At 61.0% G+C, this 24,125-nt stretch carries 22 protein-coding genes; 11 read left to right on the forward strand and 11 right to left on the reverse strand.

What is annotated here, in order from left to right; all coding sequences use genetic code 11:
- Positions 1-15 precede the first annotated feature (15 nt).
- Entirely contained in the window at positions 16-1,104 is a 1,089-nt protein-coding gene (queG, locus tag AAIA72_RS07155) for a tRNA epoxyqueuosine(34) reductase QueG (RefSeq protein ID WP_369602716.1), read from the forward strand.
- Here the strand turns inward: queG and orn are convergent.
- Positions 1,085-1,633: an oligoribonuclease gene (gene orn / locus AAIA72_RS07160; protein ID WP_369602717.1), complete on the reverse strand. Its 549-nt coding sequence runs from the start codon at positions 1,631-1,633 to the stop codon at positions 1,085-1,087. The two genes, queG and orn, sit on opposite strands and share 20 nt — an antisense overlap.
- A 69-nt stretch (positions 1,634-1,702) precedes the next feature.
- On the opposite strand from orn, the gene rsgA reads away from it, so the two are divergent.
- On the forward strand, positions 1,703-2,746 hold the full coding sequence (gene rsgA / locus AAIA72_RS07165) for a small ribosomal subunit biogenesis GTPase RsgA (protein WP_369602718.1): 1,044 nt from the start codon (positions 1,703-1,705) through the stop codon (positions 2,744-2,746).
- 15 nt (positions 2,747-2,761) lie between these two features.
- On the opposite strand, the gene motB is transcribed toward rsgA, so the two are convergent.
- Together motB and motA are read right to left on the reverse strand one after the other, a co-directional pair.
- Entirely contained in the window at positions 2,762-3,742 is a 981-nt protein-coding gene (gene motB, locus AAIA72_RS07170; protein ID WP_369602719.1) for a flagellar motor protein MotB, read from the reverse strand.
- Positions 3,743-3,754: 12 nt separating this feature from the next.
- Positions 3,755-4,606 (reverse strand): flagellar motor stator protein MotA, encoded by an 852-nt coding sequence (gene motA, locus AAIA72_RS07175; RefSeq protein WP_369602720.1) that lies wholly within the window; start codon positions 4,604-4,606, stop codon positions 3,755-3,757.
- 183 nt (positions 4,607-4,789) lie between these two features.
- Between motA and AAIA72_RS07180 the strand changes: the two genes are divergently transcribed.
- The gene (locus tag AAIA72_RS07180) at positions 4,790-6,115 is read left to right on the forward strand and encodes an HDOD domain-containing protein (RefSeq protein WP_369602721.1); all 1,326 of its coding nucleotides are present in this window, start codon (positions 4,790-4,792) and stop codon (positions 6,113-6,115) included.
- A complete protein-coding gene (locus AAIA72_RS07185) occupies positions 6,112-6,633 on the forward strand; it encodes a hypothetical protein (RefSeq protein ID WP_369602722.1) in 522 nt (173 codons plus the stop codon). Before AAIA72_RS07180 ends, AAIA72_RS07185 begins: the two co-directional genes overlap by 4 nt.
- A gap of 60 nt (positions 6,634-6,693) precedes the next feature.
- Here AAIA72_RS07185 and AAIA72_RS07190 read toward each other — a convergent pair whose 3' ends face one another.
- Both AAIA72_RS07190 and AAIA72_RS07195 read right to left on the reverse strand, forming a co-directional pair.
- Complete coding sequence (locus AAIA72_RS07190) at positions 6,694-7,095, reverse strand: hypothetical protein (RefSeq protein ID WP_369602723.1); 402 nt, start codon at positions 7,093-7,095, stop codon at positions 6,694-6,696.
- On the reverse strand, positions 7,073-7,576 hold the full coding sequence (locus AAIA72_RS07195; protein WP_369602724.1) for a hypothetical protein: 504 nt from the start codon (positions 7,574-7,576) through the stop codon (positions 7,073-7,075). The genes AAIA72_RS07190 and AAIA72_RS07195 overlap by 23 nt, the downstream gene beginning before the upstream one ends.
- A 373-nt stretch (positions 7,577-7,949) precedes the next feature.
- On the opposite strand from AAIA72_RS07195, the gene AAIA72_RS07200 reads away from it, so the two are divergent.
- Complete coding sequence (locus tag AAIA72_RS07200; protein ID WP_369602725.1) at positions 7,950-8,765, forward strand: sulfurtransferase; 816 nt, start codon at positions 7,950-7,952, stop codon at positions 8,763-8,765.
- An 18-nt stretch (positions 8,766-8,783) separates the two neighbouring features.
- Positions 8,784-9,665 carry an archaetidylserine decarboxylase gene (gene asd, locus AAIA72_RS07205; protein ID WP_369602726.1) on the forward strand — a complete coding sequence of 294 codons (882 nt, stop codon included), beginning with the start codon at positions 8,784-8,786 and terminating at the stop codon, positions 9,663-9,665.
- Here the strand turns inward: asd and epmA are convergent.
- Together epmA and efp are read right to left on the reverse strand one after the other, a co-directional pair.
- A complete protein-coding gene (gene epmA / locus AAIA72_RS07210; RefSeq protein WP_369602727.1) occupies positions 9,632-10,573 on the reverse strand; it encodes an EF-P lysine aminoacylase EpmA in 942 nt (313 codons plus the stop codon). The genes asd and epmA overlap by 34 nt on opposite strands.
- 3 nt (positions 10,574-10,576) lie before the next feature.
- The gene (efp, locus tag AAIA72_RS07215) at positions 10,577-11,149 is read right to left on the reverse strand and encodes an elongation factor P (RefSeq protein WP_369602728.1); all 573 of its coding nucleotides are present in this window, start codon (positions 11,147-11,149) and stop codon (positions 10,577-10,579) included.
- A gap of 88 nt (positions 11,150-11,237) precedes the next feature.
- Between efp and epmB the strand changes: the two genes are divergently transcribed.
- The 4 genes from epmB to AAIA72_RS07235 all read left to right on the forward strand — a co-directional run bounded on the left by epmB (position 11,238) and on the right by AAIA72_RS07235 (position 16,439).
- A complete protein-coding gene (gene epmB, locus AAIA72_RS07220; protein ID WP_369602729.1) occupies positions 11,238-12,242 on the forward strand; it encodes an EF-P beta-lysylation protein EpmB in 1,005 nt (334 codons plus the stop codon).
- A gap of 138 nt (positions 12,243-12,380) precedes the next feature.
- The gene (locus AAIA72_RS07225; RefSeq protein ID WP_369602730.1) at positions 12,381-13,595 is read left to right on the forward strand and encodes a hypothetical protein; all 1,215 of its coding nucleotides are present in this window, start codon (positions 12,381-12,383) and stop codon (positions 13,593-13,595) included.
- A complete protein-coding gene (locus tag AAIA72_RS07230) occupies positions 13,574-14,191 on the forward strand; it encodes a hypothetical protein (RefSeq protein ID WP_369602731.1) in 618 nt (205 codons plus the stop codon). The genes AAIA72_RS07225 and AAIA72_RS07230 overlap by 22 nt, the downstream gene beginning before the upstream one ends.
- Positions 14,192-14,342: 151 nt before the next feature.
- The gene (locus AAIA72_RS07235) at positions 14,343-16,439 is read left to right on the forward strand and encodes an EAL domain-containing protein (RefSeq protein ID WP_369602732.1); all 2,097 of its coding nucleotides are present in this window, start codon (positions 14,343-14,345) and stop codon (positions 16,437-16,439) included.
- A gap of 8 nt (positions 16,440-16,447) precedes the next feature.
- Here AAIA72_RS07235 and serB read toward each other — a convergent pair whose 3' ends face one another.
- Together serB and parC are read right to left on the reverse strand one after the other, a co-directional pair.
- Positions 16,448-17,668 (reverse strand): phosphoserine phosphatase SerB, encoded by a 1,221-nt coding sequence (gene serB, locus AAIA72_RS07240; protein WP_369602733.1) that lies wholly within the window; start codon positions 17,666-17,668, stop codon positions 16,448-16,450.
- Positions 17,665-19,944 carry a DNA topoisomerase IV subunit A gene (parC, locus tag AAIA72_RS07245; protein WP_369602734.1) on the reverse strand — a complete coding sequence of 760 codons (2,280 nt, stop codon included), beginning with the start codon at positions 19,942-19,944 and terminating at the stop codon, positions 17,665-17,667. Before parC ends, serB begins: the two co-directional genes overlap by 4 nt.
- 153 nt (positions 19,945-20,097) lie before the next feature.
- On the opposite strand from parC, the gene AAIA72_RS07250 reads away from it, so the two are divergent.
- On the forward strand, positions 20,098-20,352 hold the full coding sequence (locus AAIA72_RS07250) for a hypothetical protein (protein ID WP_369602735.1): 255 nt from the start codon (positions 20,098-20,100) through the stop codon (positions 20,350-20,352).
- Here AAIA72_RS07250 and AAIA72_RS07255 read toward each other — a convergent pair.
- Together AAIA72_RS07255 and AAIA72_RS07260 are read right to left on the reverse strand one after the other, a co-directional pair.
- A complete protein-coding gene (locus tag AAIA72_RS07255; protein WP_369602736.1) occupies positions 20,325-20,861 on the reverse strand; it encodes a hypothetical protein in 537 nt (178 codons plus the stop codon). The two genes, AAIA72_RS07250 and AAIA72_RS07255, sit on opposite strands and share 28 nt — an antisense overlap.
- Positions 20,858-24,079, reverse strand: coding sequence for a response regulator (locus AAIA72_RS07260; protein ID WP_369602737.1), 3,222 nt, complete (start codon positions 24,077-24,079; stop codon positions 20,858-20,860). The genes AAIA72_RS07255 and AAIA72_RS07260 overlap by 4 nt, the downstream gene beginning before the upstream one ends.
- Positions 24,080-24,125 lie beyond the last annotated feature (46 nt).

The raw sequence follows: 24,125 nt of genomic DNA on the forward strand, positions 1-24,125 counted from the left end.
TTTTGAGCATATATCATGAGCACGAAGCCACTGCCGGCAGAGGACGATCCCGTCTGGCGTGAACTCCGCGGCGAGCTTGAAACCCGGGCCCGGGAACTGGGCTTTGCACATCTGGGCATTACCGACACGGATCTGGGTGAGCATGCCGTCCATTTCGAGCGCTGGCTGGCCAAGGGGTTTCACGGCGAGATGGACTACATGGCCCGCCACGGCACCAAGCGCACCCGACCCGACGAACTGGTGCCCGGCACGCTGCGGGTCATCAGCGTGCGCATGGAATACTGGCCGGAAGCCATGGCGGCCGAGTCCGTCCTGGCTGATCCGGAGAAGGCCTACATCTCACGCTATGCATTGGGCCGTGACTATCACAAGCTGATGCGCAAGCGTCTGGCACGCCTGGCCGAGTGGCTCAAGGCGCGGCTGGACGCCATGGAATACCGGGCCTTCGTGGACAGTGCGCCGGTGCTGGAACGGGCCGTTGCCCAGAAGGCCGGGCTCGGCTGGATCGGCAAGAACGCCATGCTGATTCACCCGAAGGCCGGCTCCTATGCATTTCTCGGAGAACTGTTCACCAACATTCCGCTGCCCATTGATGAGCCGTTCACCAGGCATCATTGCGGGCGCTGCAACGCCTGCATCCCCGCCTGTCCCACGGATGCCATCGTTGCGCCCGGCGTGGTGGATGCACGGCGCTGCATTTCCTATCTGACCATCGAGTATCGTGGTGACATTCCGGAAGAGTTGAGGCCCGCCATGGGCAACCGGATCTTCGGATGCGATGATTGCCAGCTGGTGTGTCCCTGGAACCGTTTTGCGACGGTAACGGCAGAGCCGGACTTCAACCCCCGCCTCGACCGCGACAAGGCGACCCTGTTGGAACTGTTCGAATGGTCCGAAGAGACGTTCCTGACCCAAACCGAAGGCTCCCCGATACGGCGCATCGGCTACGAATGCTGGCTGCGCAATATCGCCGTCGCCCTGGGGAACGGGCCGGCCACCCCGGAGGTGATTGCGGCACTGCGCCGGCGCCGGCCGGAGGTGACGCCCAGGGTTCAGCGTCACATCGACTGGGCACTGGCCCGGCTTACGGATTCATGCGAATGAAGTGTTCGCGGTAGTAGCGGAGTTCTTCGATGGATTCGCGGATATCATCCAGCGCCAGATGCGTGTTCTTCTTGGTCAGACCGGACAGGATGTCCGGACGCCAGCGGCGGGCCAGCTCCTTCAGCGTGCTCACGTCCAGATTGCGGTAATGGAAGTAGGCTTCCAGGCGGGGCATGTACCGGGCCAGAAAGCGCCGGTCCTGACAGATGCTGTTGCCGCAGATGGGCGAAACACCCTGATCCACCCACTTCTCCAGAAAGGCCAGCGTCTGCGCTTCGGCGTCCGCCTCGCTCAGGGTGCTGGCACGCACGCGCGCCGTCAGGCCGCTTTCTCCGTGTGTGCGCGTACACCATTCATCCATGGCATCCAGCACCGTATCCGGCTGGTGAATGGCCAGCACCGGCCCTTCCTCAAGAATCGTGAGGTCCTTGTCCGTCACAATGGTGGCGATTTCGATGATCCGGTCAGTCTCCGGATTCAGACCGGTCATTTCCAGATCAATCCAGATCAGGTTATCTTGGCGTGACATCGTGTGCGTACCCTTTACAATGTGCATGTCCTTCAAGTGTAACCCGGAACGGGAGCAGCGCCCAATCACATGAGCAAACGACGTCTGACCCGCCAGCAGAAATGGCGCATCGAGCGCATCCAGAAAGAACGTGCCGAGCGCGCCAAACGCAAGGATGTGCTTGCCGAGACGCTCGATGAGGCCGGCGAGCTGGGCCCGGAGCAGGAGGGTTTGCTCATTGCCCATTTCGGCCGTCAGGTTGAGGTCGAACCGCTGCCGATGCAGCCGGATCATCCGGTTTACCGCTGTTTTGTGCGGGCGAACGTGGATACGCTGGTGACCGGAGACCGCGTGGTCTGGCGTGAGGACCTGAGCACCCCGCACACCGGTGTGGTGGTGGCCCGGGAGCCCCGCCGCAGCGAACTCTGCAGGCCAGACGCCTACGGACACCTGAAGCCCGTGGCCGCCAACATCGACCAGATCGTCGTGGTCGTCGCTGCCGAGCCGGAGCCCTTTCCGTTGCTGATCGACCGTTATCTGGTGGCCGCCGAGGCCGCCGGCATTCCCGCGACTCTGGTACTCAACAAAGCCGATCTGCTGAGCGCGGACAGTCACCTGCCCAACCTGCTGGCCTTTTACGGCGGGCTCGGCTATCCCGCCATTCTGGCGTCCACCCGCACCCGAGACGGGCTCGACGCGCTGCAGGCGCATCTGGCGAACAAGACGTCAGTGCTGGTGGGCCAGTCAGGCGTGGGCAAATCGTCTCTGATTCAGGCACTGCTGCCGGGCGAAACGCTGCGCATCGGTGATCTCAGCGGCACCACCCGCAAGGGTCGGCACACCACCACTTCCGCACGGCTCTTCCATATCCCCACAGGCGGCGCACTGGTGGACTCACCGGGCATCCGGGACTTCGGCCTCTGGCACATGGATGAACGGACACTGGAGCAGGGCTTTGTGGAGTTCCGGCCCTATCTCGGACAATGCCGCTTCCGTGACTGCCGGCACGAGCAGGAACCCGGATGCGCCTTGCGGGAAGCGGTTCGGGAGGGCAAGATCAGCGAACGGCGGTTTCAGAACTTTCTCCACATCCGCGAAACACTTGACGATGTAACCATGCGCCCGTCGCGCTGATATCTCCCTTGCGCCCTACCAGTTCAGCTCTTCAGGGCGCGGTGGGGGCTGGCTGCTTTTCCGGCGAATGATCAGACCACTTTCCTTTTGCAGATCCTCCAGGCTCTGGTCACCTTGTGCGGCGGCCTCACCGTCCTGAACCTGTTGCTCATGCGAGGATTCCGCGTTCTGAATCTGTGCGGCAGCCTTGCGGTTGAGGACGACGATGCTGATCCGGCGATTGATGGGGTTGTAGGGGTCATTCTGGTCAAACAGTACCGACGAGGCATGCCCCACGACCCGTGCAATCTTGTCTTCCGGCAGACCACCCTCCACCAGCGCCCGCCGTGCGGCATTGGCCCGTTCTGCAGAGAGCTCCCAGTTGCTGAACCCCGCCCTGCCGCTGAAGGGGGTCGCATCCGTATGTCCCGAGATACTGATCTTGTTGGGTACGCGGCCGATCACCTTGGCCAGTTCGCGCAGAATGTTTTCGGAATAGGGATGCAGTTCCGCACTGCCACTGTCGAACATGGGGCGCTTGCTCTTGTCCACAATCTGAATGCGCAGCCCCTCATCCGTGATGTCCAGCAACAGCTGATCCCTGAACTGGCTCAGCTTCGGGTCAGCTTCAATCCTGGCCTCGATCTCCGCCTTGAGCGCCTCCAGTTTCTTCTGTTCGATCTGGGCCGCGATATCCTGAACCGTCTCCTCCTCCATGATGATGGGTGGCTGTTCCTCCGGGATATCGGCCTTGTTGTCCGTTACCGTAACCGTCACACTGCCTTCGAGATCAATGGCTGACGGACTGCCGCCCTCGGTGAACCCGACCGGATCCCTGAAGTAGCCCTCAATGGCTTTTTTCTGCTCAGGTGAGGCCGTGGCCGAGAGCCACAACACCAGGAAAAACGCCATCATCGCCGTCGCGAAGTCGGCAAAGGCCACCTTCCAGGCGCCCCCGTGATGCCCCACAACCTTCCTGATCCGGCGGACGATGATGGGTGGCTGCGCTTCGTTCATGCCACCCATCCCTTAATGCGAACGCACATACTCGTTCAGTTCGAGGAAGCTGGGACGCTTGTCGGATTCAAGCACCTTGCGCCCGAACTCCACAGCCAGCTGGGGCGCCAGCCCGCTGAGCGAGGCCAGAATGGCCGCCTTCACACATTCGTAGGCACGGATTTCCTGATGTGCGAGGTTCATCAGCGCCAGGCTGGCCGGGCCGACGAATCCATAAGCCGCCAGGATACCGAAGAAGGTACCCACCAGTGCCGCAGCCACGTGCAGCCCCAGTTCTTCCGGCGGTCCCCCCATGTAGTTCATGGTGATCACGATGCCCAGCACCGCCGCCACAATACCGAAGCCCGGCATGGCATCCGCCACCTTGTTGACCGCCTCGGCCGGTTTTTCCAGCTCATGCAGCCGGGTTTCAATTTCCTGATCCATCAGCCCTTCCAGCTCATGGGGCGCCATGTTGCCGGCACTGACAATGCGCAGGTAATCCGTGATGAACTCGATGACCGGCTGCGCCCGCATGACTGCCGGATAAGCCAGAAAAATGTCGGAATTCTCCGGCTCATCAATATCCTGCTCAATGGCCATGATGCCCTGACGGCGCGCCTTCTCGAACAGATCATACAGCAGGCTGAGCAGGTCCATGTAAAAGAGCTTGTCAAACCGGCTGCCCATCAGCATTCTCGGAATGCTGGCAAAAACGGCCTTGATGGTGCTGAACGGGTTGGCAATCAGAAAGGCACCAAACGCTGCCCCGCCGATAATCAGCAATTCGAACGGCTGCCACAGGGCGGCGAGCTGCCCCTTGGACAGCACATAGCCTCCCAGCACACTTGCCGCCACCACAATGGCTCCCAGAATCACCAGCATTCGTAAACGAACTCCTCAAATCACTGCTTGTCAGTGCAGCATTGGATTTAATGAAGAAAGTTTCCTATTTTCTAAGAGAATCTGTAACGTTACTCCACCTGTTCCTGCAGGGGAAGCATGCAGATCACTCAGGTTAGTAAAGATGATTTCGCACTGAATCACAAGCATTGATGGCGGCCTCGAATGGACAAACGCACAGCAGAAGAATGGGCTGACTGGCTACTTGACCAGGATCTCCCCTCCACACAGGACACCAGTCGTCAGCTTCTGGCTGCGCTGGATACCGGGATGCCAACCTATCAGGCCATGAGTGATGAAATTCAGGATGACCCGGTCCTGGCGCTCAAGCTGCTGGCCCGGGCCAATACCGCTCTGGATGCCAAGGACACCATGGTCAGAACACTCAGCCATGCCCTGAGCCTGCTGGGCACGGACTTCCTGCGGACCCTGCTGACCAGCATCCGGGTGGAAGACAGCACCGCCTCGCCCGAGGCCAAACGCTTCCACCACCGCATGGGCCGGAGTTTTGTGGCCGCACATCTGGCGCGGTGGCTGGCAGGCTTCCGCTTTCCCAAACGGCAGGACGAATTCTTCTGGGCCGCACTGTTCAGAGGAATCCCCCACTGGTATCTGGCCCGCATGATTGATGATGCGGAACAGCCGCCACCGGAACTGCGGGGCCGGGCGCGGCGGGACTGGCAACGTGAGCACTGGGGCGCGGACGAGGAGGCGATCTGGCGGGTCATGATCCCCCGGCTGGGCATGCCGGAGATGGTTCGCCGCGCCGCCCTGCCGGAAACACGCTCCGAACTGCTCCCGTGGCTGCGACTGAGTCGCCTCTGTCCCGAGCAAGGCCCGCCGCCGAAGCTCCAGGACCGGCATCTTGCCCTGCTGGCCAATGCACCGGAAAGCCTTGTGGTGCTTGCCCACTGGCTGGAGGCCGAAATCCGGATCAGTTGGCTGAGCCCTACTGTGGACAAACTGATGAAAGCGGCTGCCGTCATGACCGGACAACCCCTGGAGGTCGTGATTGCCGGTATCCACGAAGCGGCAGTGGAGGCCGCCCGGGATCATGACAACCCCGGTGCTGCACAGCCTGCACGCCAGCTTGTGGCCGAACAGCGTGAACCGGTGTGGGAATCCGCCTCACAGGCTGCACCGCAGACACCGCGCACAGAAACGCTCCCGGAAACCGGACAGAAAAAGGAGCCCCCGGCCATCACAAGGCCCGAACCGGAGCCTGCGCCCCCTCCCCGAAAGCGGCCATACTGGATCTGCCGGAGTCCCCCGGGCCCGCACCGGCGCCAACGGACCAGACAGTGCACACACCCCCGCCGGCGCGCCCTCCGAAAAAGACATCCGGGGAAACCGGCATTGCAACCCGCACATCCGCCCCCGTGCCGGAGCATCCTCAGCCGCCCCCTGCCCGACCGGCCGCAGGTGTGCAGGGATCCGTCCTGCGCACCCGGCGAGGCAACGATCAACTCTACGAAGACATCACGCACATGATGTTCCAGTTGCCCCACAAGTTCGAGAATGTGGCCGCACTGATGAACGCTGCCTGCCAGTGCATGGTCTACGGCATCGGCCTGCATACCACCATGATTGCCCTGTGCAATACGGACAAGACACGCCTCAGATGTTATTACTCGCTGGGGTTCAAAAACCGGACGGCTTTTCGTGACTGGCAGTTCCCGCTCGAGGGGGGTACGCTGTTCGACCGCCTGCTGTCCGGCCCTTCCGGTATCTGGATCAGGCCGGAAAGCAGTCCGAAGGTCTGGGCCAGCATCCCCGAGTCGTTCCGGGCCATGATGAACACCGATCAGTGCTTTCTCATGTCCGTTTTCGTGAACAAGAAGGCCATCGCCCTGGTGTATGCTGACGACGGCACGGAGCATCCTCACCTGACGGATGCCGACTATGCGCGCTTCAAGCATGTATGCGCCGGCATTTCACAGGTGCTCCATTACTTCTCCATGCGGCGCAAGCGTGCCCGCGAACAGGGCCGCAAACCGATGTCACGCTGAACGGCATCCGGCGGTACGAGCCGGATGCCTGCGGTGTTGCCTCGCTGGCCTCGAACCGCATCAGGGCTGGTCAGCATCCACGAACAGCTTGACCGGCGTCGAAGAAGAAAACGTCAGCGCCGCCCTGGACCAGGTTCCGTAAAATGCGGCAGTCACAAACCGATTCACACTCCGGGCCACATCCTCAAAAAAGGAATCCGGGGTATTCTGGCAGTTCGTGCAAGCCGGACAGTGACCATCACAGAAGCTGCAGTGAAAGTATTTGGGTGAATACCCGCAGGGCCCCCAGCTGTACTGCTTGGCCACCCTGACGAACGCCCGCTGTCCGTTGCTCTTGTAGTAGGCCAGCTTGGCGGCCTTGTCCTTGTCCACAAAACAGGTTGTCACGTCAAATCCCCAGTTCAGTGTCGGCACACTCACTTCCGCCACCTTGGTCATGTCAAAGGGATCCAGGTTGAACATCGCATCTGCCAGGCCGCCGTAGCTTGATACGGCATTCTGGGCCGCCTGACCGCCAGCGGAGTGCCCCCCCGAGCACCCAGTGCCCGACAGCTCTGCAAGCCGTGCGGCTGCCCAGCCAGCTTATCAGCTGATTTTTCACGGCCAGCGCCAGTGCGGTGTACTTGTTGGCATCGGTCTTGACCATCTCGCCGGGCGCATGATCCATGATCACCACAAGATACCCATAACCGGCAAGCTGCGTGGACAGCTTGTCATAACTGCTGGTCTGCATGGCCGTGCCGACACCGAGAAGGATGGCATCGCAGGTCGCGGGCGTCTGAGCCACATAATGGATGCGAACCTTGCCCTCATTGAGACTTTTGTCCAGATAAGCCGCCAGAGCAGTATTGGTGGCAAGACAAAGCACAACGAGCACAAGCCAGATACGGGCGATACCCGACAGCCGGGAACATTCCGGAGCGTCTGAGAAGTGGGTTGACATGATGAATGCCTCTCTGGGTTGTTATTGTTATACCATTCGCTACCAAGCGCTTGCTTGGCAAGTGTCATTTATCCAAAACAGGTCAAACTGATCAATATTTACACACCCAATTTGAGACATGTGTCACACTGCCACACGCCATCACGCCTGCCGGCCATGATTCGCCGGATTCAAATGACAACCTGATCCATGCGTGCTGACAGGGAGCCGTCAAGCAGGCCCGGCAATGGCGATCCGGGCGCAAAACATGCTGAACCACAAACTGTTGTCCGGCCGGACCGGGACCCGGCACACCACACATCATCCGTTCATCCGGTATTGAATGTTGCGCTTTTTTGCTACCATTGGCGCACCTGAACAAGAGACGACAGGCATGCCCTTCAAACCGGAACTGATTGAACCCGCACAACTGGCCGAGCGCCTCGGCGACCCGCAGCTTGTGGTGATTGACCTCTGCCCCGAGCCGGATTTCGTGCAGGCACATGTGCCGGGTGCGCGATATCTGCCGCCTGCGGCCACACAGAATGGTCGCCCTCCCGCCCCCGGCGCCCTTCCGGACCCGGTGCAACTACGGCGCATTGTGGCCTGGCTGGGCCTGCACCCTGAAAGCGACATCGTGGTCATGGACCATGAGGGTGGCGGCTGGGCCGGCCGCATGCTCTGGTTGCTGGCCAGCATAGGCGTCAGGAAGGCTGCCGCCCTCAACGGTGGCCGGGTGGCCTGGCTGGCCGAGGATCTGCCCGTGGAACCCGGCGTGCCCGAACCGGCTCCCGAAGCCGGCACCCTGCCCGTCACGCCCGACACTTCCGAAAGCATCGGCAAGGCTGAGCTGATGGATGCGGTCAGGGCCGGTACGGTACATATCTGGGATGCCCGCTCTGCCGACGAATACCACGGCCGCCGCTCGGGCGCCCCCCGTGCAGGTCATATCCCCGGTGCGGTTCACTATGAATGGACCCGTCTGATGGACCCTGCACGCAATTTGCGACTGCGCGATCCCGAAGAGATTCGGGCAGAACTGGCGCGACTCGGCATTGATGGCTCCCGCCCGGTCGTGACCCACTGCCAGAGTCACCACCGCTCCGGCCTCACCTGGCTGGCCGGCAAACTGATGGGGCTGGATATCCGCGCCTACCCGGGCTCCTGGGCCGAATGGGGCAGCTGTCCGGACACCCCGATTGAATGCTGAAATGAGGAAAACGACCCCATGAAATGGCTGGAATCCCTGTTTGTTGCCGGTCAACACGTCATGCCCCACCACACGGTCTCCCGGCTGGTGGGCTCCATCGCCGACAGCCGCATTCCGCAGGTCAAGGACGCGGCCATCCGCTGGTTCATCGAGCGCTACAACGTGGACATGAGCGAAGCCCTGCATGCTGATCCGGCCGCCTATGACACCTTCAATGAATTCTTTACCCGGCCCCTGAAGCCGGGGGTGCGTGATCTGTCACCACGGCCCGGGCACCTCATCAGCCCGGTGGATGGCGCCGTTTCCCAATGCGGGCGTATCGAGCACGGGCGACTGTTCCAGGCCAAGGGTCACAGTTTCAGCCTGATCGAGCTGCTGGGAAATCAGCTGGACGATGCCAAACACTTCATCGGGGGGCAGTTTGCCACCATCTATCTCTCCCCACGTGACTATCACCGCATTCACATGCCTCTGACCGGCAGCCTGCGCCGGATGATCTATGTGCCGGGCCGCCTGTTCTCGGTCAACCCGGCCACGACACAGCGTGTTCCGGGACTGTTTGCCCGCAATGAGCGGGTGATCTGCGAGTTTGAGACGGAAATCGGGCCCTTTGCCCTGATTCTGGTCGGCGCCATGATCGTGGCCAGCATCGAAACAGTCTGGGCCGGTCGGGTGGCCCCCCGTTCCGGCGGCGTGGATGTGCAGGACTATGCGCCCAACGCCCTCACCCTGAAGCAGGGAGAGGAAATGGGGCGCTTCTGCCTCGGATCCACGGTCATCATGCTGGCACCCCCGGAAACCCTGGCCTGGGAAGAATCGTTCGCCCCGGACGCGACGGTGCGGCTCGGCCAGAATATCGCCCGGATTCAGGCCCGGTCAAAAGGAAAGGCCAATACCTGATCCAGGCGGGAGTACCCGCCCAGCACCATGATGAGGCGGTCCACTCCCAGCGCGATCCCGGATGCGGCAGGCATCCGGGACACGGCCTCCAGAAACAGCCGGTCTTCCGGTATCTCCGGCAAACCCGCCATCCGTCGGGCAGCATTGTCCGCCCGCGCGCGGCGGGCCTGCTCTGCCGGGTCCGCCAGTTCATCGTAGGCGTTGGCGATTTCCAGACCATTCAGATACAGCTCAAAGCGCAGTGCCACCTCGTGCCCGCGCGCATTACGCGTGGTGCGGGCCAGAGCCGCCTGCGCAGCCGGATAGCCGCTCACGATAACCGCCGGCTTTTCGGCCAGGGCCGGTTCGACACAGTGACTGAAGAGCAAGTCCAGTGCCGCACTGCGATCCAGCAGGCCAGGATTCATGTCTCCCGTTCTGGCGGCCAATGCCAGCAGAGATTCGTCTGGCGCTTCAAAGGGGTCAATACCGGCATGGCGGATCAGCAGCTCGCCATAATCCGCATGCATCACTTCTCCCTGCCAGCCCAATGCGGCGAGCAGATCCAGCAATTCCGCTTCCAGCTGTCCAAGGGTAAAACCCGGACGGTACCACTCCAGCATGGTGAACTCGGGATTGTGGCGTCCACCCTGCTCTGCGGCCCGGAAAGCACGGCAGATCTGGTAGATGGGGCCGCTTCCGGCCGCCAGCAGACGTTTCATGTGGGGTTCGGGCGATGTCAGCAGGAAACGCCGCCCGGGAGTTTCGACTTCAAAACTGGCCAGTCCGGGATCTGTGGCGGTGGAGGCGGAAAGCAGCGGTGTTTCCACCTCCATCACATCCCGTCCGGCAAAAAAGGCACGGATGCCGGCCAGAATCCGCGCCCTGAGCTGCAGCGCCTCGATGGAACAGGCCGGCTCCCAGCACACGGCTTACTTTTTCACCCGACTGACGTACTCACCCGAACGGGTGTCCACCCGAATGACTTCACCTTCCTCGATGAAGAGCGGCACGTTCACGACCGCACCGGTGGACAGGCGTGCCGGCTTGGAGCCACCCTGTGCCGTATCACCGCGGACACCCGGGTCCGTTTCGACAATTTCCAGTTCCACGAAGTTCGGCGGGGTGACTGTGAGCGGATCGCCATTATACAGTGTCACGGTGAACACATCCTGCTCCTTGAGCCACTTCAGTGCGTCGCCCATGGCCTCCTTTGACGCAGCGATCTGCTCAAAGGAACCGTCCGTCTTCATGAAATGGTAGAACTCGCCGTCGGTGTAGAGATATTCCATATCCACGTCCACCACGTCAGCGCCCTCTACCGTTTCACCGGATCTGAACGTCTTCTCGCCCACCCGGCCGGTCTTCAGGTTCCGGAACTTGACCCGGTTGAACGCCTGCCCCTTGCCCGGCTTCACGAATTCGTTTTCGATAATGGAACAGGGATCCCCGTCCAGCATGATTTTCAGGCCGGCACGGAATTCGTTCGTTGCATACGTTGCCATGACACATACCCCAGAAGTTAGGTTACAATGGTGCTTGCCGCCCCGGCAAATCAGGGGCTCTCATAAACCGGCAATGATAGCGTGAATCATGGGGTCAATAGAAGTCCTGCCCTGGCAGGTTGAACTGAAATCATCACACATTGCAGTCAGCGAGTTGCTTGAACGCCTCGGGCTCCGCGTATCGGACCTGCCCGGTGAAGTGGATCCGGACAGCCCGTTCCCCCTGCGCGTCACGCCCCACTACCTGAGCCTGATGCGTCCCGGCAATCCCCGTGATCCGCTGCTGCTGCAGGTGTTGCCGCGAAAGGTGGAGAACCAGCCCGTTCCCGGATTTGTCGCCGATCCTCTCGAGGAAGTCCAGGCCGGCACATCCCCCGGCATGCTGCACAAGTATTCCGGCCGTGTGCTGCTCATTCTGACCCAGGCCTGCGCCATTCACTGTCGCTACTGCTTCCGGCGCAATTTTCCATATGCCGATCATCGCCGCTCCCTGGAAGCCTGGTCCGAAACACTGGATCAGATCGCCCGGCAGCCCGACATGACCGAAGTGATCCTCAGCGGAGGTGATCCGCTTGTGCTGCCGGATGCCGCCCTGTTTCAGATTCTGGACAAGGTGGAGGCCATCCCGCATGTCCGGAGGTTGCGCATTCACACGCGATTCCCCGTCGTGCTGCCGTCCCGCTTCACCGGCACACTGCTGGATCGCCTGTCCCGTTCACGACTGCGCGTGGTACTGGTGAACCATGCCAATCATCCTCAGGAACTGGACACACAGTCCGCGCGCGTCTTTGCAGATCTGCACCGGGCCGGTGTCACGCTGCTGAATCAGGCCGTCTTGCTGGCCGGCATCAATGATGACCTGGTCACACTGACCCGGCTGTTCACCACGCTTTTCGATCAGGGCGTACTGCCCTATTACCTGCATCTGACCGATCGCGCAGCCGGAACCGCCCATTTTCACGTTTCCAGAGAAAGGGGGCTGGCCCTGTATGCCGATCTCATGGCCCGCCTGCCGGGCTACCTCGTTCCCAAGCTCGCCGAAGAGATTCCCGGGCGTCCCAGCAAGACCTGGTGGACCCCGGACCGGGCGTAAAAAACTGTAAAAAACGCTGAAAATGCTGGCCTTTTCTCGCTTTTGTCAATTCTCTGCTATGCTTGCTTCAGGGGCTTGGTTAAACTGAGTCTGACTCAGAGACCATTAAAACGAGAATAAACAGGTGGGTTGTCGTACATGGATGATCTGAATGAATCCTTGAAACTGCGTGTGCCCGAACAGCGCCTGACCGCGCTGTCCTTCTGCGAGGCCACCCCACGTGCGCTGGAAAAATGGGTCAGGGATCTGCCCATGGCCAATATCGGCGAAACGGCCAAGCGCCTGTATCACGCCCAGAATGAGCTCAACCAGCTCATCATTGCCCCGACTGAGCGCTATGCACTGATAGAGCTCATCAGGGATCCGGTCTATTTCGTGTGCGGCGAACTGGCCAAGCACTACCTCAACCAGCCTGTCGTACTGCCCGAAAAGCCGCGCAAGATCGCCAACCTGTGTCAGGCCCTGCAGCTGAATCTGGCCAACGGATACAAGCATATCATTCTGGATTCCCTGGCCCCGTCCTACCCGGAAAAGGTTCGCCGGACACTCGCCACCGCCTGTCACCGGGCCATCAGCGACCTCTCACGCACCATCCTGCGGGCCAATCAGCTCTACAGCAGCAGTCCGCAGGGCGCCTGGCTCGAAATCCACCAGCTGTTTGCCTTTGCTGAAGAGCAGAACCTGCTCAAATACGCCATTGAGGATGGCCAGAACCGGCATCGCAACCCCAGCACAATCGGAGATGCCTATCACCGGATCCTGCTGCTTGCCTGTGCCCGGCCCAACCAGCTCCGCCAGTCCGACCTGGCCATGCTGTTCCATACCTTCGAGGCGTGGTCGCGACATGTCTATGCCGGTCGGGACCTGGTCGGCGATGCCCTGTTCATCATTGATCCGGATACGGACAAATCGCCCGTTTACCGTACGCTGGCCAAGGTCAACCCCAACAGCCGGCGGCTGATCGGTTTTGATACCAGCCAGCTCGCCAAACTGCTCACCGACCATCTGGCCAACCTTCATAAAGAGGGCGAAAGAGCAGAAGCGGTGCTCGAACTGCCCGAGCGACTGGCGGAGAGCCACCTGAGTCATCTGGCCAAGGCCTTTGGCGTCCTGACCAAGCGCACATTCAACCGGATTGATCGTTCCGGTGTGCTGCAGGTGACGGTGGGGCTGACCTCCACGCACTATCACTGCGCCGGCGGCGTCGAGTTTGCCCAGCAGCTGCTGCACCAGGAAAATGATGATCCCAATGACAACTATTTTCTGCGCCAGATGCGACGCAAGGATGTCTGGGGGGCGCCGGAGATTCGGGCCGTAGCCGGGACGAACGCTTGGGTGGCACGCCCGAACTGACGGCCATCAACTACACGGGCCCGAAAAATCAACAGAAAAGTGACGCCGAGCGGAACTATCCCGTGTTCAGTGTCCCTCTGGTCAATACCAGCCCGGGTGGCTACTGCCTGCAATGGCAGGGCAATGTACCCGGCAACCTGCAGGCCGGCGAACTGCTGGGCATCCGCGAAAATGATCGGGAACCCTGGGCAATTGCAGTGGTACGCTGGATCCGGAGGATTCAGCAGACCGGCACGCAACTGGGCGTTGAACTGCTGGCACCCAGCGCAGAGCCGGTCGGGGTTCAGCTGGTTCAGAAAACCGGAGACAGCAGCGAGTTTCTGCGCGGCCTGCTGATGCCCGAACTGCCTTCCATCGGCCAGCCTGCCACACTCATTACGCCGCGGCTGCCCTTTCAGGCCGGCAGCCGGGTCATCCTCAATCAACGCGGACGGGAGAGCAAGTGCCTGCTGACCCGGCGCCTGTGTGCCACCGGCAGTTTCAACCAGTTCGAGTTCCGCCCCCTTTCAGCCGGCGGAACGCCGCCACCCCAGACCGGAAGGAGAATGGGCGGGACAAGCGAGGACGAATTCGACTCCCTGTGGCCGTCTTTATGACCCATGCACATTGTAAGCCGGGGGGCAGACCACTAGAATAGCCGGTATTGGACTGAGCATATGCTTACGTAAAACTTACCGGCAAGCCTCCTGTTTTATTATGGATTCTGCAACCATCACACAGGACGCACGACGAGGCAACAGCCCCTTCATGGCAAAGAAAACACAACCGGTCCACCTTCTGATACTGGACCCGTCACAGAACGAAGCGGAAAAGATTGTCAGCCTGCTGCGCAACGCGGGGCTGGCGACACGTGCACACCGCCTGACCAGCCAAGAAGACCTTGTCGAGCAGCTCAAGGCCCAGCCTTGGGATCTGCTGATCGCCAACGAGCAGGGGCAGACGGAAGACCTGACGCTGGACGACATCCTGACGGTCATCCGGGACCTGGAAAAGGACCTGCCCGTTCTGGTCCGGAGCGAGCAACAAGATGAAGATCACACCACCGAGCTCATGCGTCATGGTGTCGCCGACGTGATCCCTGCGGGCCATCCGAAACACCTGGTCCTGGCGGCCAAGCGTGAGCTGGCCGCCCATCAGGCGCGGCTGACCATCCGGCAGCTCCGCCTCCAGCTCAAGGAAGCCGAGAAACGCTGCCAGCTGCTGCTGGAAAGCTCCATGGACGCCATCGCCTATATCAACGAAGGCATGCACATCTATGCCAACAAGGCCTATCTGGACATGATGGGCTACGAAGATGTGGATGAGCTGATGTGCATCCCCGTCATCGACACCATCAAGCCGGCAGACAAGGATCGCTTCAAGGAGTTTCTCAAGCAGATGGAGAAGGAAGGTGCCCAGGAGGCCAGCCTTTCCGTTCACATCCGCAACAGTGATGATGAGGATATTGCCGTCACACTGACCGGCTCGCCGGCCACCTATGACGGCGAGGCCTGCCTGCAGATCGTGGTGCGCCCCGAAACGGATGCGGAGCTGGAGGCACAGCTCAGAAAGGTTGCCAGCCAGGACCCGCTCACGGGCCTCTACAACCGGCTGCATTTCGACAATCTTACCGACCAGACGGTTCGCGATGCGGTGGAAGGACGCTTCAAGGGCGCGCTGATCAATCTGCTGGTGGACGGTTATGATGAGGTTCGGGCCCAGCATGGCATTCAGGGTACCGACGCGCTGATGGTGGAAGTGGCCAACCTGATCCGGAGCCAGTGCCCGGAACAGTTCACGCTGGCCCGGATCAGCGATGACATCATCGCCATTCTGGCACCGGCCACGGATGAGTCCCAGGCCCGCGCACTGTGCGAGAAACTGCTGGCGAGCGTCCGGGATCACCTGATCGAGTTCAATGGCAAGACGCTGCAAACCACCCTTTCAGCCGGCATCGTGCTCATCAATGACAGCGTGCCGGACAAGGAAGAGCTGCTCAACCGGGCCAATCAGGCCGTCAACCACGTGCTGTCCCTGGAAGGTCATGAAAAGGGCGATGGGATTTACGTTTACACGCCCCGGGATTTCGCCTCGGATCAGACCAGCGACCGGGACATGATGGATATCCTTCAGGAGGCGCTGGATCAGAGCCGCTTCAAGCTGCTGTTTCAGCCGATCATCAGCCTGCGCGGAGACAGTCAGGAGCATTACGAGGCGTTCCTGCGCCTGATCAATGAGGCCGGAGAAGAAATCAGTCCCAGCGAGTTTCTGCCCATCGAGGACAAACCGGAGCTGGCCATCAAGCTGGACCGCTGGGTCATCATTCAGAACATCAAGAGCCTGTCTGCGCACCGGTCAAAGGGTCACGATACGCGCCTGTTCATCAACGTGACCAACCACACGGTCACCGACAAGACCTTTGTGCCCTGGTTGTCCGTGGCACTCAAGGCGGCCAGGCTGCCGGGAAGCTCCCTGGTCTTCCAGGTCAGCGAACCCGATGCGGTCGCGCACCTCAAGCAGGCCAAGCAGTTCGTGGACGGCGTCAAGGATCTGGGCTGTGGTGCCTCGCTCAGCCGTTTTGGCGGCGCCCTGAATCCCTTCAACACGCTCAAGCACCTGAATGTGGACTACGTCAAGCTGGATGGCGCCTATACGGAAGACATCCAGAAAGGCGCCGAGGAGAAGGAGAAGGTCAGGGAGCTGATCAACCAGTTGCACGAGGCAGGCAAGCGAACCATTGTGCCCTTCGTGGAAAGTGCTTCGGTGCTGTCCACCCTCTGGCAGGCCGGTGTGCACTACATTCAGGGCTACTACCTGCAGGCACCCGCCGAAAGCATGAATTACGACTTCTCGGAAATGGAGTAGCCTTGCGGCTACTCGATTTCCGTGTCAGCATCCCGGAATCCCAGCAAGTACAGAATGCTGTCCAGCCCCAGGTTGGAGATGGCGTGACCGGCACTCTGACGGACCAGTGGCTTGGCCCGGAATGCAATCCCCAGCCCTGCCGCACTCAGCATGGGCAGATCATTGGCACCGTCTCCCACCGCGATCACCTGCTCCAGCCGGATGTTCTCCCGGGCAGCAATGTCCCGCAGCAGGGCGGCCTTGCGCTCCCCGTTGACGATCTCGCCTGAAACCTCACCCGTGACCTTGCCATCCCGGATATCCAGGGTATTGGCATGGACATAGTCGATCCCCAGCTTTTCCTGCAGCTTGTGGGCAAAGTAGGTAAAGCCGCCGGACAGGATGGCGGTCTTGTATCCCAGCGCCCGCAAGGTGCCGATGAGGCGCTCCGCGCCTTCCGTCAGGCGCAGTCGTGCCGCCACGCCTTCAAGTACCGATTCGTCCAGTCCCTTGAGCAGGGCCACGCGCTTGCGGAAGCTCTGGTCAAAATCCAGCTCGCCACGCATGGCGGCTTCGGTGATGGCGGCCACCTGATCCCCCACACCGGCTTCCTTCGCCAGCTCGTCGATGACCTCGGCCTCGATCAGCGTCGAATCCATGTCGAAGGCCACCAGCCGCCTGTTGCGCCGGAAGATGTCGTCGCGCTGGAAGGCCACATCCATGTTGAGATCACTGGCCGCCTGCATGAACTCCGCCTTGAGGGCCTGCAGGTCACCCGGCACACCACGAACGCTGAACTCGATGCAGGACTGACGGCGGGCATCCGGTTCATGCAGCGAGATCCGCCCCGAGAGCCGGGTGATCTGGTCAATGTTGAGGCCGTGGCGTGCCGTGATGCCGGAGACACAGGCAATCTGTCGGGCGGTGATTTCCCGGGCCAGCAAGGTCACGATATAGCGTGGCTTGCCCTTGCCGCTGACCCACTCCTGGTACTGGTCTTCCGAGACGGGGGTGAACTGGACCTGCAAGCCCGACTCATGCATGGCAAACAGGAGCTCCTTAAGCACAGGTGCCGTGCCGCCCTGTTCGTCCGGAATCTGGACCAGGATTCCCCAGGTCAGATGATCATGAATCACGGCCTGGCCGATATCGAGGATGGTAACCCCATACTCGGCCATGATGCCGGTAATGCGGGACGTCAGGCCCGGCTCATCCTTTCCGGAGACGTTGATCAGCAAGATGGCGCTCATTCTGAAGACTCCTCCTGTGTTGCCGGGGCACGTTCAATTTCAATCCGGTCGACGCGTTGCAGGCCGCGCGGCAGCTTCATGCCCCGCCGGCCGCGCTCGCCCCGGTAGTGGTCCAGATCAGCCGCCTGCAGGCCGAGGTGACGACGTCCGGCGTGCAGGATGACGCGGTCACCCGGCCCCACCAGCGCCCAGTGGGCCACGATCTCCTCCCGGCTGCGTGCACGTGCCGCCGGAATGCTGATCAGCTTGTTCCCCTTGCCCTTGGCCAACTGGGGCAGATCGGCCAGCGGGAACAGCAGCATCCGGCCTTCATTGGAGATCACCATCAGATGCAGGGATTCCATGGCCCCTTCCACACGCAACGGCGGCAGCAGGTGTGCCCCCTCGGGAACGGTAAGCACGGCCTTTCCCGAGCGGTTCTTGCTCTGCAGGTCGGCAAAGGTGGTCACGAAACCGTAACCCGCATCGGTACCCACCACCAGGCGGTCATCGTCCGCCCCGGTCACCACATATTCGACACTGGCACCGCTGGCCAGGTTGACACGACCGCTGATGGGCTCGCCCTGACCTCTTGCGGAAGGCAGGGTATGCGCCACCAGCGTGTAGCCCCGCCCCGTGCTGTCCAGGAAAACCACGGGACGGTTACTGCGGCCCGGTGCATGGGTCTTGTAGCGGTCACCGGATTTGTAGCTGAGGCCTGTCGGGTCGATGTCATGGCCCTTGGCGGCTCTCACCCAGCCCTTTTCCGAGAGCACGATGGTCACCGGCTCGGAAGGGATCAGCTGTGTTTCATCAAACGCCTGGGCCTGTTCCCTTGGGGCCTCGACGACGGAGCGCCGCTCGTCTCCGTATTTTTCCATGTCCGCCCGGATTTCTTCGGCGATGAGATCACGCAGTTTTTCAGGACTCGCCAGCACGGACTCCAGCCACTTGCGCTCGTCTTCCAGTTCGGCCTGCTCCCCGCGGATACGCATTTCTTCCAGCTTGGCAAGATGGCGCAGCTTGAGTTCCAGGATGGCCTCTGCCTGGCGATCCGTGAGACCGAAGCGGGCCATGAGCACGGGTTTGGGTTCATCCTCATTGCGGATAATGGCGATCACTTCATCAATATTGAGAAATGCAATCAGCAGACCGTCAAGAATGTGCAGGCGATCCACGACCTTGTCCAGACGGTACTGCAATCGCCGGGTCACGGTATCGCGCCGGAACGTCAGCCATTCCACCAGCATCTCGCGCAGATTGCGCACGGCCGGCCGGCCGTCGAGACCAATGCAGTTCAGGTTGACGCGGACGGTCTTTTCCAGCTCGGTCGTAGCAAAGAGGTGCGCCATGAGGGCATCCGCATCCACCCGATTGGAGCGCATGACAATCACCAGGCGCGTGGGGTTCTCGTGATCGGACTCATCCCGCAGATCCACCACCATGGGCAGCTTTTTGGCCTGCATCTGCTGGGCAATCTGCTCCAGTACCTTGTTTCCGGAGACCTGATAGGGCAGCTCGTGGACGATGATGTCCTGTCCCTCCACCTGATAGCGGGCACGAACGCGCACGCTGCCCCGCCCGGTTTCGTAGATCTCCTTCAGCTCCTTGCGACCGGACACAATCTGTCCGCCGGTCGGGAAATCCGGTGCCTGCACATGGGCCATGAGCTCATCCACGGAGGCTTCCGGATGAGTCAAGAGGTGCAGGCAGGCATTCGCCACTTCCTTCAGGTTGTGAGGCGGAATGTCGGTCGCCATGCCCACGGCAATACCGGTGGTGCCATTGAGCAGGATGTGGGGCAGCCGTGCCGGAAGCAGACGGGGTTCCTTCAGCGAGCCGTCAAAGTTGGGCTGCCAGTCCACGGTGCCCTGCCCCACTTCCGCCAGCAGAATTTCGGCAAAGCGGGACAGCCGGGACTCGGTGTAGCGCATGGCGGCGAAGGACTTCGGGTCATCCGCGGAGCCCCAGTTCCCCTGCCCGTCAATCAGCGGATAACGGTAGGAGAAGGGCTGCGCCATGAGCACCATGGCCTCGTAGCAGGCCGAGTCACCGTGCGGGTGGTATTTGCCCAGCACGTCACCCACGGTCCGGGCGGATTTCTTGTGCTTGGCCAGCGCCGACAGGCCCAGTTCGGACATGGCATAGATGATTCGCCGCTGTACGGGCTTGAGGCCATCACCGATATGCGGCAGTGCACGGTCGAGAATGACGTACATGGCATAATCCAGGTACGCCTTTTCGGTGTATTCCTTGAGCGAGAGGCTTTCTGCGATCTCGTCCGGTCGGGTGCTCATTCGGCACACTCCCCCTTTGTGACAGGTCATTCGGTCAAAGGCGCATTATACATGCTCCGGGCGGGGGTGCAGCCTTGCTGCTAACGGTATGTACGCATTAAGCCCCGTGCGGGGCTCCGGTACACTGAAGAACCTCACCCAAGCGAGACCGCCATGAATCTGAGACGTGTGCTGAAGCACTCCGCACTCTGGACACACAGTCTGGCACTGGGAGCGAGTGCACTGGTTGTCATGCTGGCTCTGGATTATGTCTCCACCGGCAGCCTGACGTGGCACTGGGCGTATGGGGTGGTGGCACTGGGCATCACCCTCGGCACCTGGTGGCAGGCAGCCTGGCGCGCCTGCCGGCAGCCGTCATCGCATCCCGAGGGGTCGCCGGTTCAGCGATCCGGTCCTCTCTCACGCTGACCCTTGTCAGCCTGCAATCCGGAGAAGTCGAAGACATTCTCTGCTGTGTCTGCCGGTGTCGTGCTCAGTGTCTCCAGAGTATCATTGAACAGGTTGGTCACATTGACTGCGGCAGAATAGAGCGTGATGGCAATGATCAGCAGCACGGGCTGCACGTAGGTGACCAGCTCCGGCACGGTCTGCGGATTGCCCCCGCTGCTCACGATCTTGAGAATGATGATGATGCCCGGTCCCAGACAGAAAAAGATATCCAGCGCGATGAAGAACACGATGCGCTCCTTGAACCGGGACAGATCCGCATCAGAGACCAGCCCGAGCACAAACTTGCCGACGGCCAGACCGGCCAGCACGGTCGCGGCAATGGCCAGATCCGGTGCCCGCAGGATGTCGCCCGTGTTCTCGCCGTTCCATAATCGCTGCATGATCATGGCGAGAAACGGGAACATGACGAACAGCACGTCCGCATAGGTGGCCTGCATCAGGTTGATGCTCTTTTCCTCGTCTTTCATCCGTTGTTCTCCGTCGGTTCGGGGCGACCGGTTCGGGTACCGCCCAGACAGTTGTTTAACAGGGTGTAGAGTTGCTGCCGGTCAACCGGTTTGGCCAGGTGTCCGTCACAGCCCGCTGCAAAACAGCGCTTCACATCAACCAGTGAAGTATTGCCGGTCAGGGCATAAATGGGCCCGGTATACCCCATTTCCCGCATCGTTTGCGTGGCCTCGAGCCCGTCCATGTGCGGCATTTCCATGTCGGTCAGTACCAGTCCGATATCGCCCCGGTGCTGCGACATCAGCTCGACCGCCTTGCGGCCGTCCTCCGCGACCAGAACACTGAGACCGGCCTTTTCCAGATAGCGCCGGATCAGCTTGCGGTTGACCGCGTTGTCCTCGGCCAGCAGGACAGTGCCTTCCAGTTGTGGCACCTCCTGCCGCACCTGTTCGTGCGACAGGCAGCGTTCCATCAGCTCGTAAAGCCTGGTCCGGTCAATCGGCTTGGCCAGCCAGTCATCGAAGCCCGCCTGCCTGTAGGCATCGACATCTGCGGGCAGCACATTGGCGGTCAGCGCCACGATCATGCCCTCATATCCTGCCTGCCGGAGCCGGACGACTGCCTCCCGGCCATCCATTTCCGGCATCTGAATGTCCATCAGAACGAGGTCGTAAGGCGTGGCCAGCGCAGCATCCACCGCTTTCCTGCCCGTGTCCACCACCGTGATGCCGACACCGGTCTTGCTCAGCAGCATGCGCAGCAACTGCTGATTGTCCCGGTTGTCTTCGGCCACCAGCACCCTTCCGGAGAGACGTGGAGCCGAGAGATCCACCTGGGCGTCCTCCAGCCGGGGCATTTCTTCCATGCTGCGTACCCATTTGCCGCGATTGAGATTGCCGGCCTGCACGGTGACCCGGAAAATGCTGCCCCGCCCGAACTCGCTGCTGACCTGAATATCGCCCCCCAGCAGCATGGCCAGCCGTTTGGAAATGACCAACCCGAGCCCGGTGCCACCAAAGCGCCGTGCCACCGAGTCATCCGCCTGGGTGAATGGCTGGAAGACGCGCACCAGCTGCTCCGGTGTCATGCCGATACCGGTATCCCGGATCTCGAACTGAAGACGTCCCGTGGTCGCATCGCACCCCACACTGAGGACCACTTCGCCTTCCTCGGTGAACTTGACGGCATTGCTGCACAGATTGATCAGGATCTGCCTCAGGCGGACCGGATCCGTTTCCACGACTTCCGGCAAGGGGAACCGGTACTCGACCCTGAAGCCGATTTCCTTTTCCCGGGCCCGCTCCTCGAATACGGATCGCACGTCATCCAGCAGGGCAAAGAGATTGACCGGAATGATTTCCACGGTCAGGCGGTTCGCTTCGATCTTGGAGTGATCCAGGATATCGTTGATGAGATTGAGCAGGTGGTTGCCGCTGCGCACGACCGTACGGGCGGCCATCTGCCGTTCTTCCTCGGTCACATCCTCGTCCAGCAGGGTTTCGCCATAGCCGATGATGGCGGTGAGCGGGGTACGGATTTCGTGGCTCATGTGCGCCAGGAAACGACTCTTGGCCTCGGCACTGGCCTGGGCCACCTGCTGCTGCAACCGGGCCTGCTCGCGTTCCTTCTCGAGCTGTTCGCGTTCCTTGCGCTCGGTGATGTCCACGAACATGCCTTCGATATGACTCGGGCGGCCGCGGTGATCAAACACCACATGAGCCGAAACATTGGCATATCCCGGCTGACCATCGGAACGCAGGAACTGCACTTCTTCTCCCTGAATGGCGCCCTGCGCCTGCAAGGCGTCAACAATGCGCTGACGCTGTTCCGGGTCCGCAAAACAGGCAGACAGGGCGTCAGCACAGTGCCTTTTCATCAGTGACGGGGAAGGATAGCCCAGCATGCGGGCCATGGCCGGATTGGCCTCCAGAAAGCGGCCATCCAGACCGATCTGAAAGATGCCCTCCACCGCATTGTCAAAGACCTCCCGGTACCGGCGCAGGTGTTGCAGTGCCATTTCGCGGTCACGCAGGGCGCGTCTCTGAACCGTTTTGATATGATTTGCCAGGGCAAAGGCAATCAGGACGATCTGGGCCAGCACACCTACCGGCGGGTAGAAAGGGGTCAGCGGGCCGTAGGGAATCAGACCCAGAGTTGTCGCAGCAAAGAGACTGGCGCCAATGAAGTTGGCTGTCCAGGCCAGGGAGTAGTATCCGGCCGAGGGGTTGCCGCGGCGCTGTGCCACCAAGCCACAGCCGATCATGAGGATACCGCCGAGCAGGGTCAGATAGGTTGCCCACTGGACGGATCGGGTCAGCGGCATGACAAAGGCCAGCGCCAGGGACACCAGCGCCGTGTTACGGAACAGGCGCAGAACCACGTCAATGTCCTGCTCCCGTTCACGGGTATTCAGAAAGGTACGTGCAAACTCAATGATGAACAGCCATTCGACCCACATCTGGTAGGGCAGATAGCGCTTGTCCGTCAATGCCGGCACCTGATTGAATATGGCCAGACCCTGAACCTGCTCCGTCAGCATGAACACGATCATGCCGGCCAGATAGAGGCAATAGTAGATATAGCTCCGTTCCCGGACTGTCCAGTAGATGAACAGGTTATACAGGAGCATGATGAGCATGCCGCCATAAAACAGCCCCAGACCCAGTTGCTTGCGCAGCATGTGCTCCGCCCAGGCTTCGGTGGTCCAGAGCATGACCGGCACATTGGTGCCGTTGGTATTGATCACCCGGATCCACATCTCCCGGGTTTCGCCCGGCGCCAGTTCCACATTGAACAAATGCGCCGGGGCATCCATCTCCCGCTCACTGAAGGGGGTCCGGTAATCACTGATACGTTCGGAGGGTGGCCGGCTGCCGCGCAGTTCGTATAGCCGCACTTCATCCAGAATCGGGTTGGCCACCTCCAGCCACCGGGCGATGGGGTCGGGACCCGGATTATGCAGGAACAGACGCAGCCAGAGTGCTCCGTCGATATAGCCCTTGTTGAGCACGCCCTTTTCCACCGGCCTGAGCAAGGCCACGTTGGCCCGGGCTGCCTCCAGGTCAAAGGCGGCGCGGGGATCATGGAACCACTGCACCCGGTCACTGATATCCAGGTGTTCGCGATAGTCCAGCTCAACGGCGGGCTGCGCCGCAGCGCCCTGAGCCTCGGCCTGAACGCTGCCCGGCATGGCCATGAGCAGCCACATGAAGCCGGTCAGACAATATAAACAGTACACGCGTTTTACATCCGGCATGATGCCTTCTTGCCCGTGAGAACCTGTT

This window comes from Thermohahella caldifontis, assembly GCF_041153465.1.
GTDB classification, from domain to species: Bacteria; Pseudomonadota; Gammaproteobacteria; order Pseudomonadales; family Oleiphilaceae; genus Thermohahella; species Thermohahella caldifontis.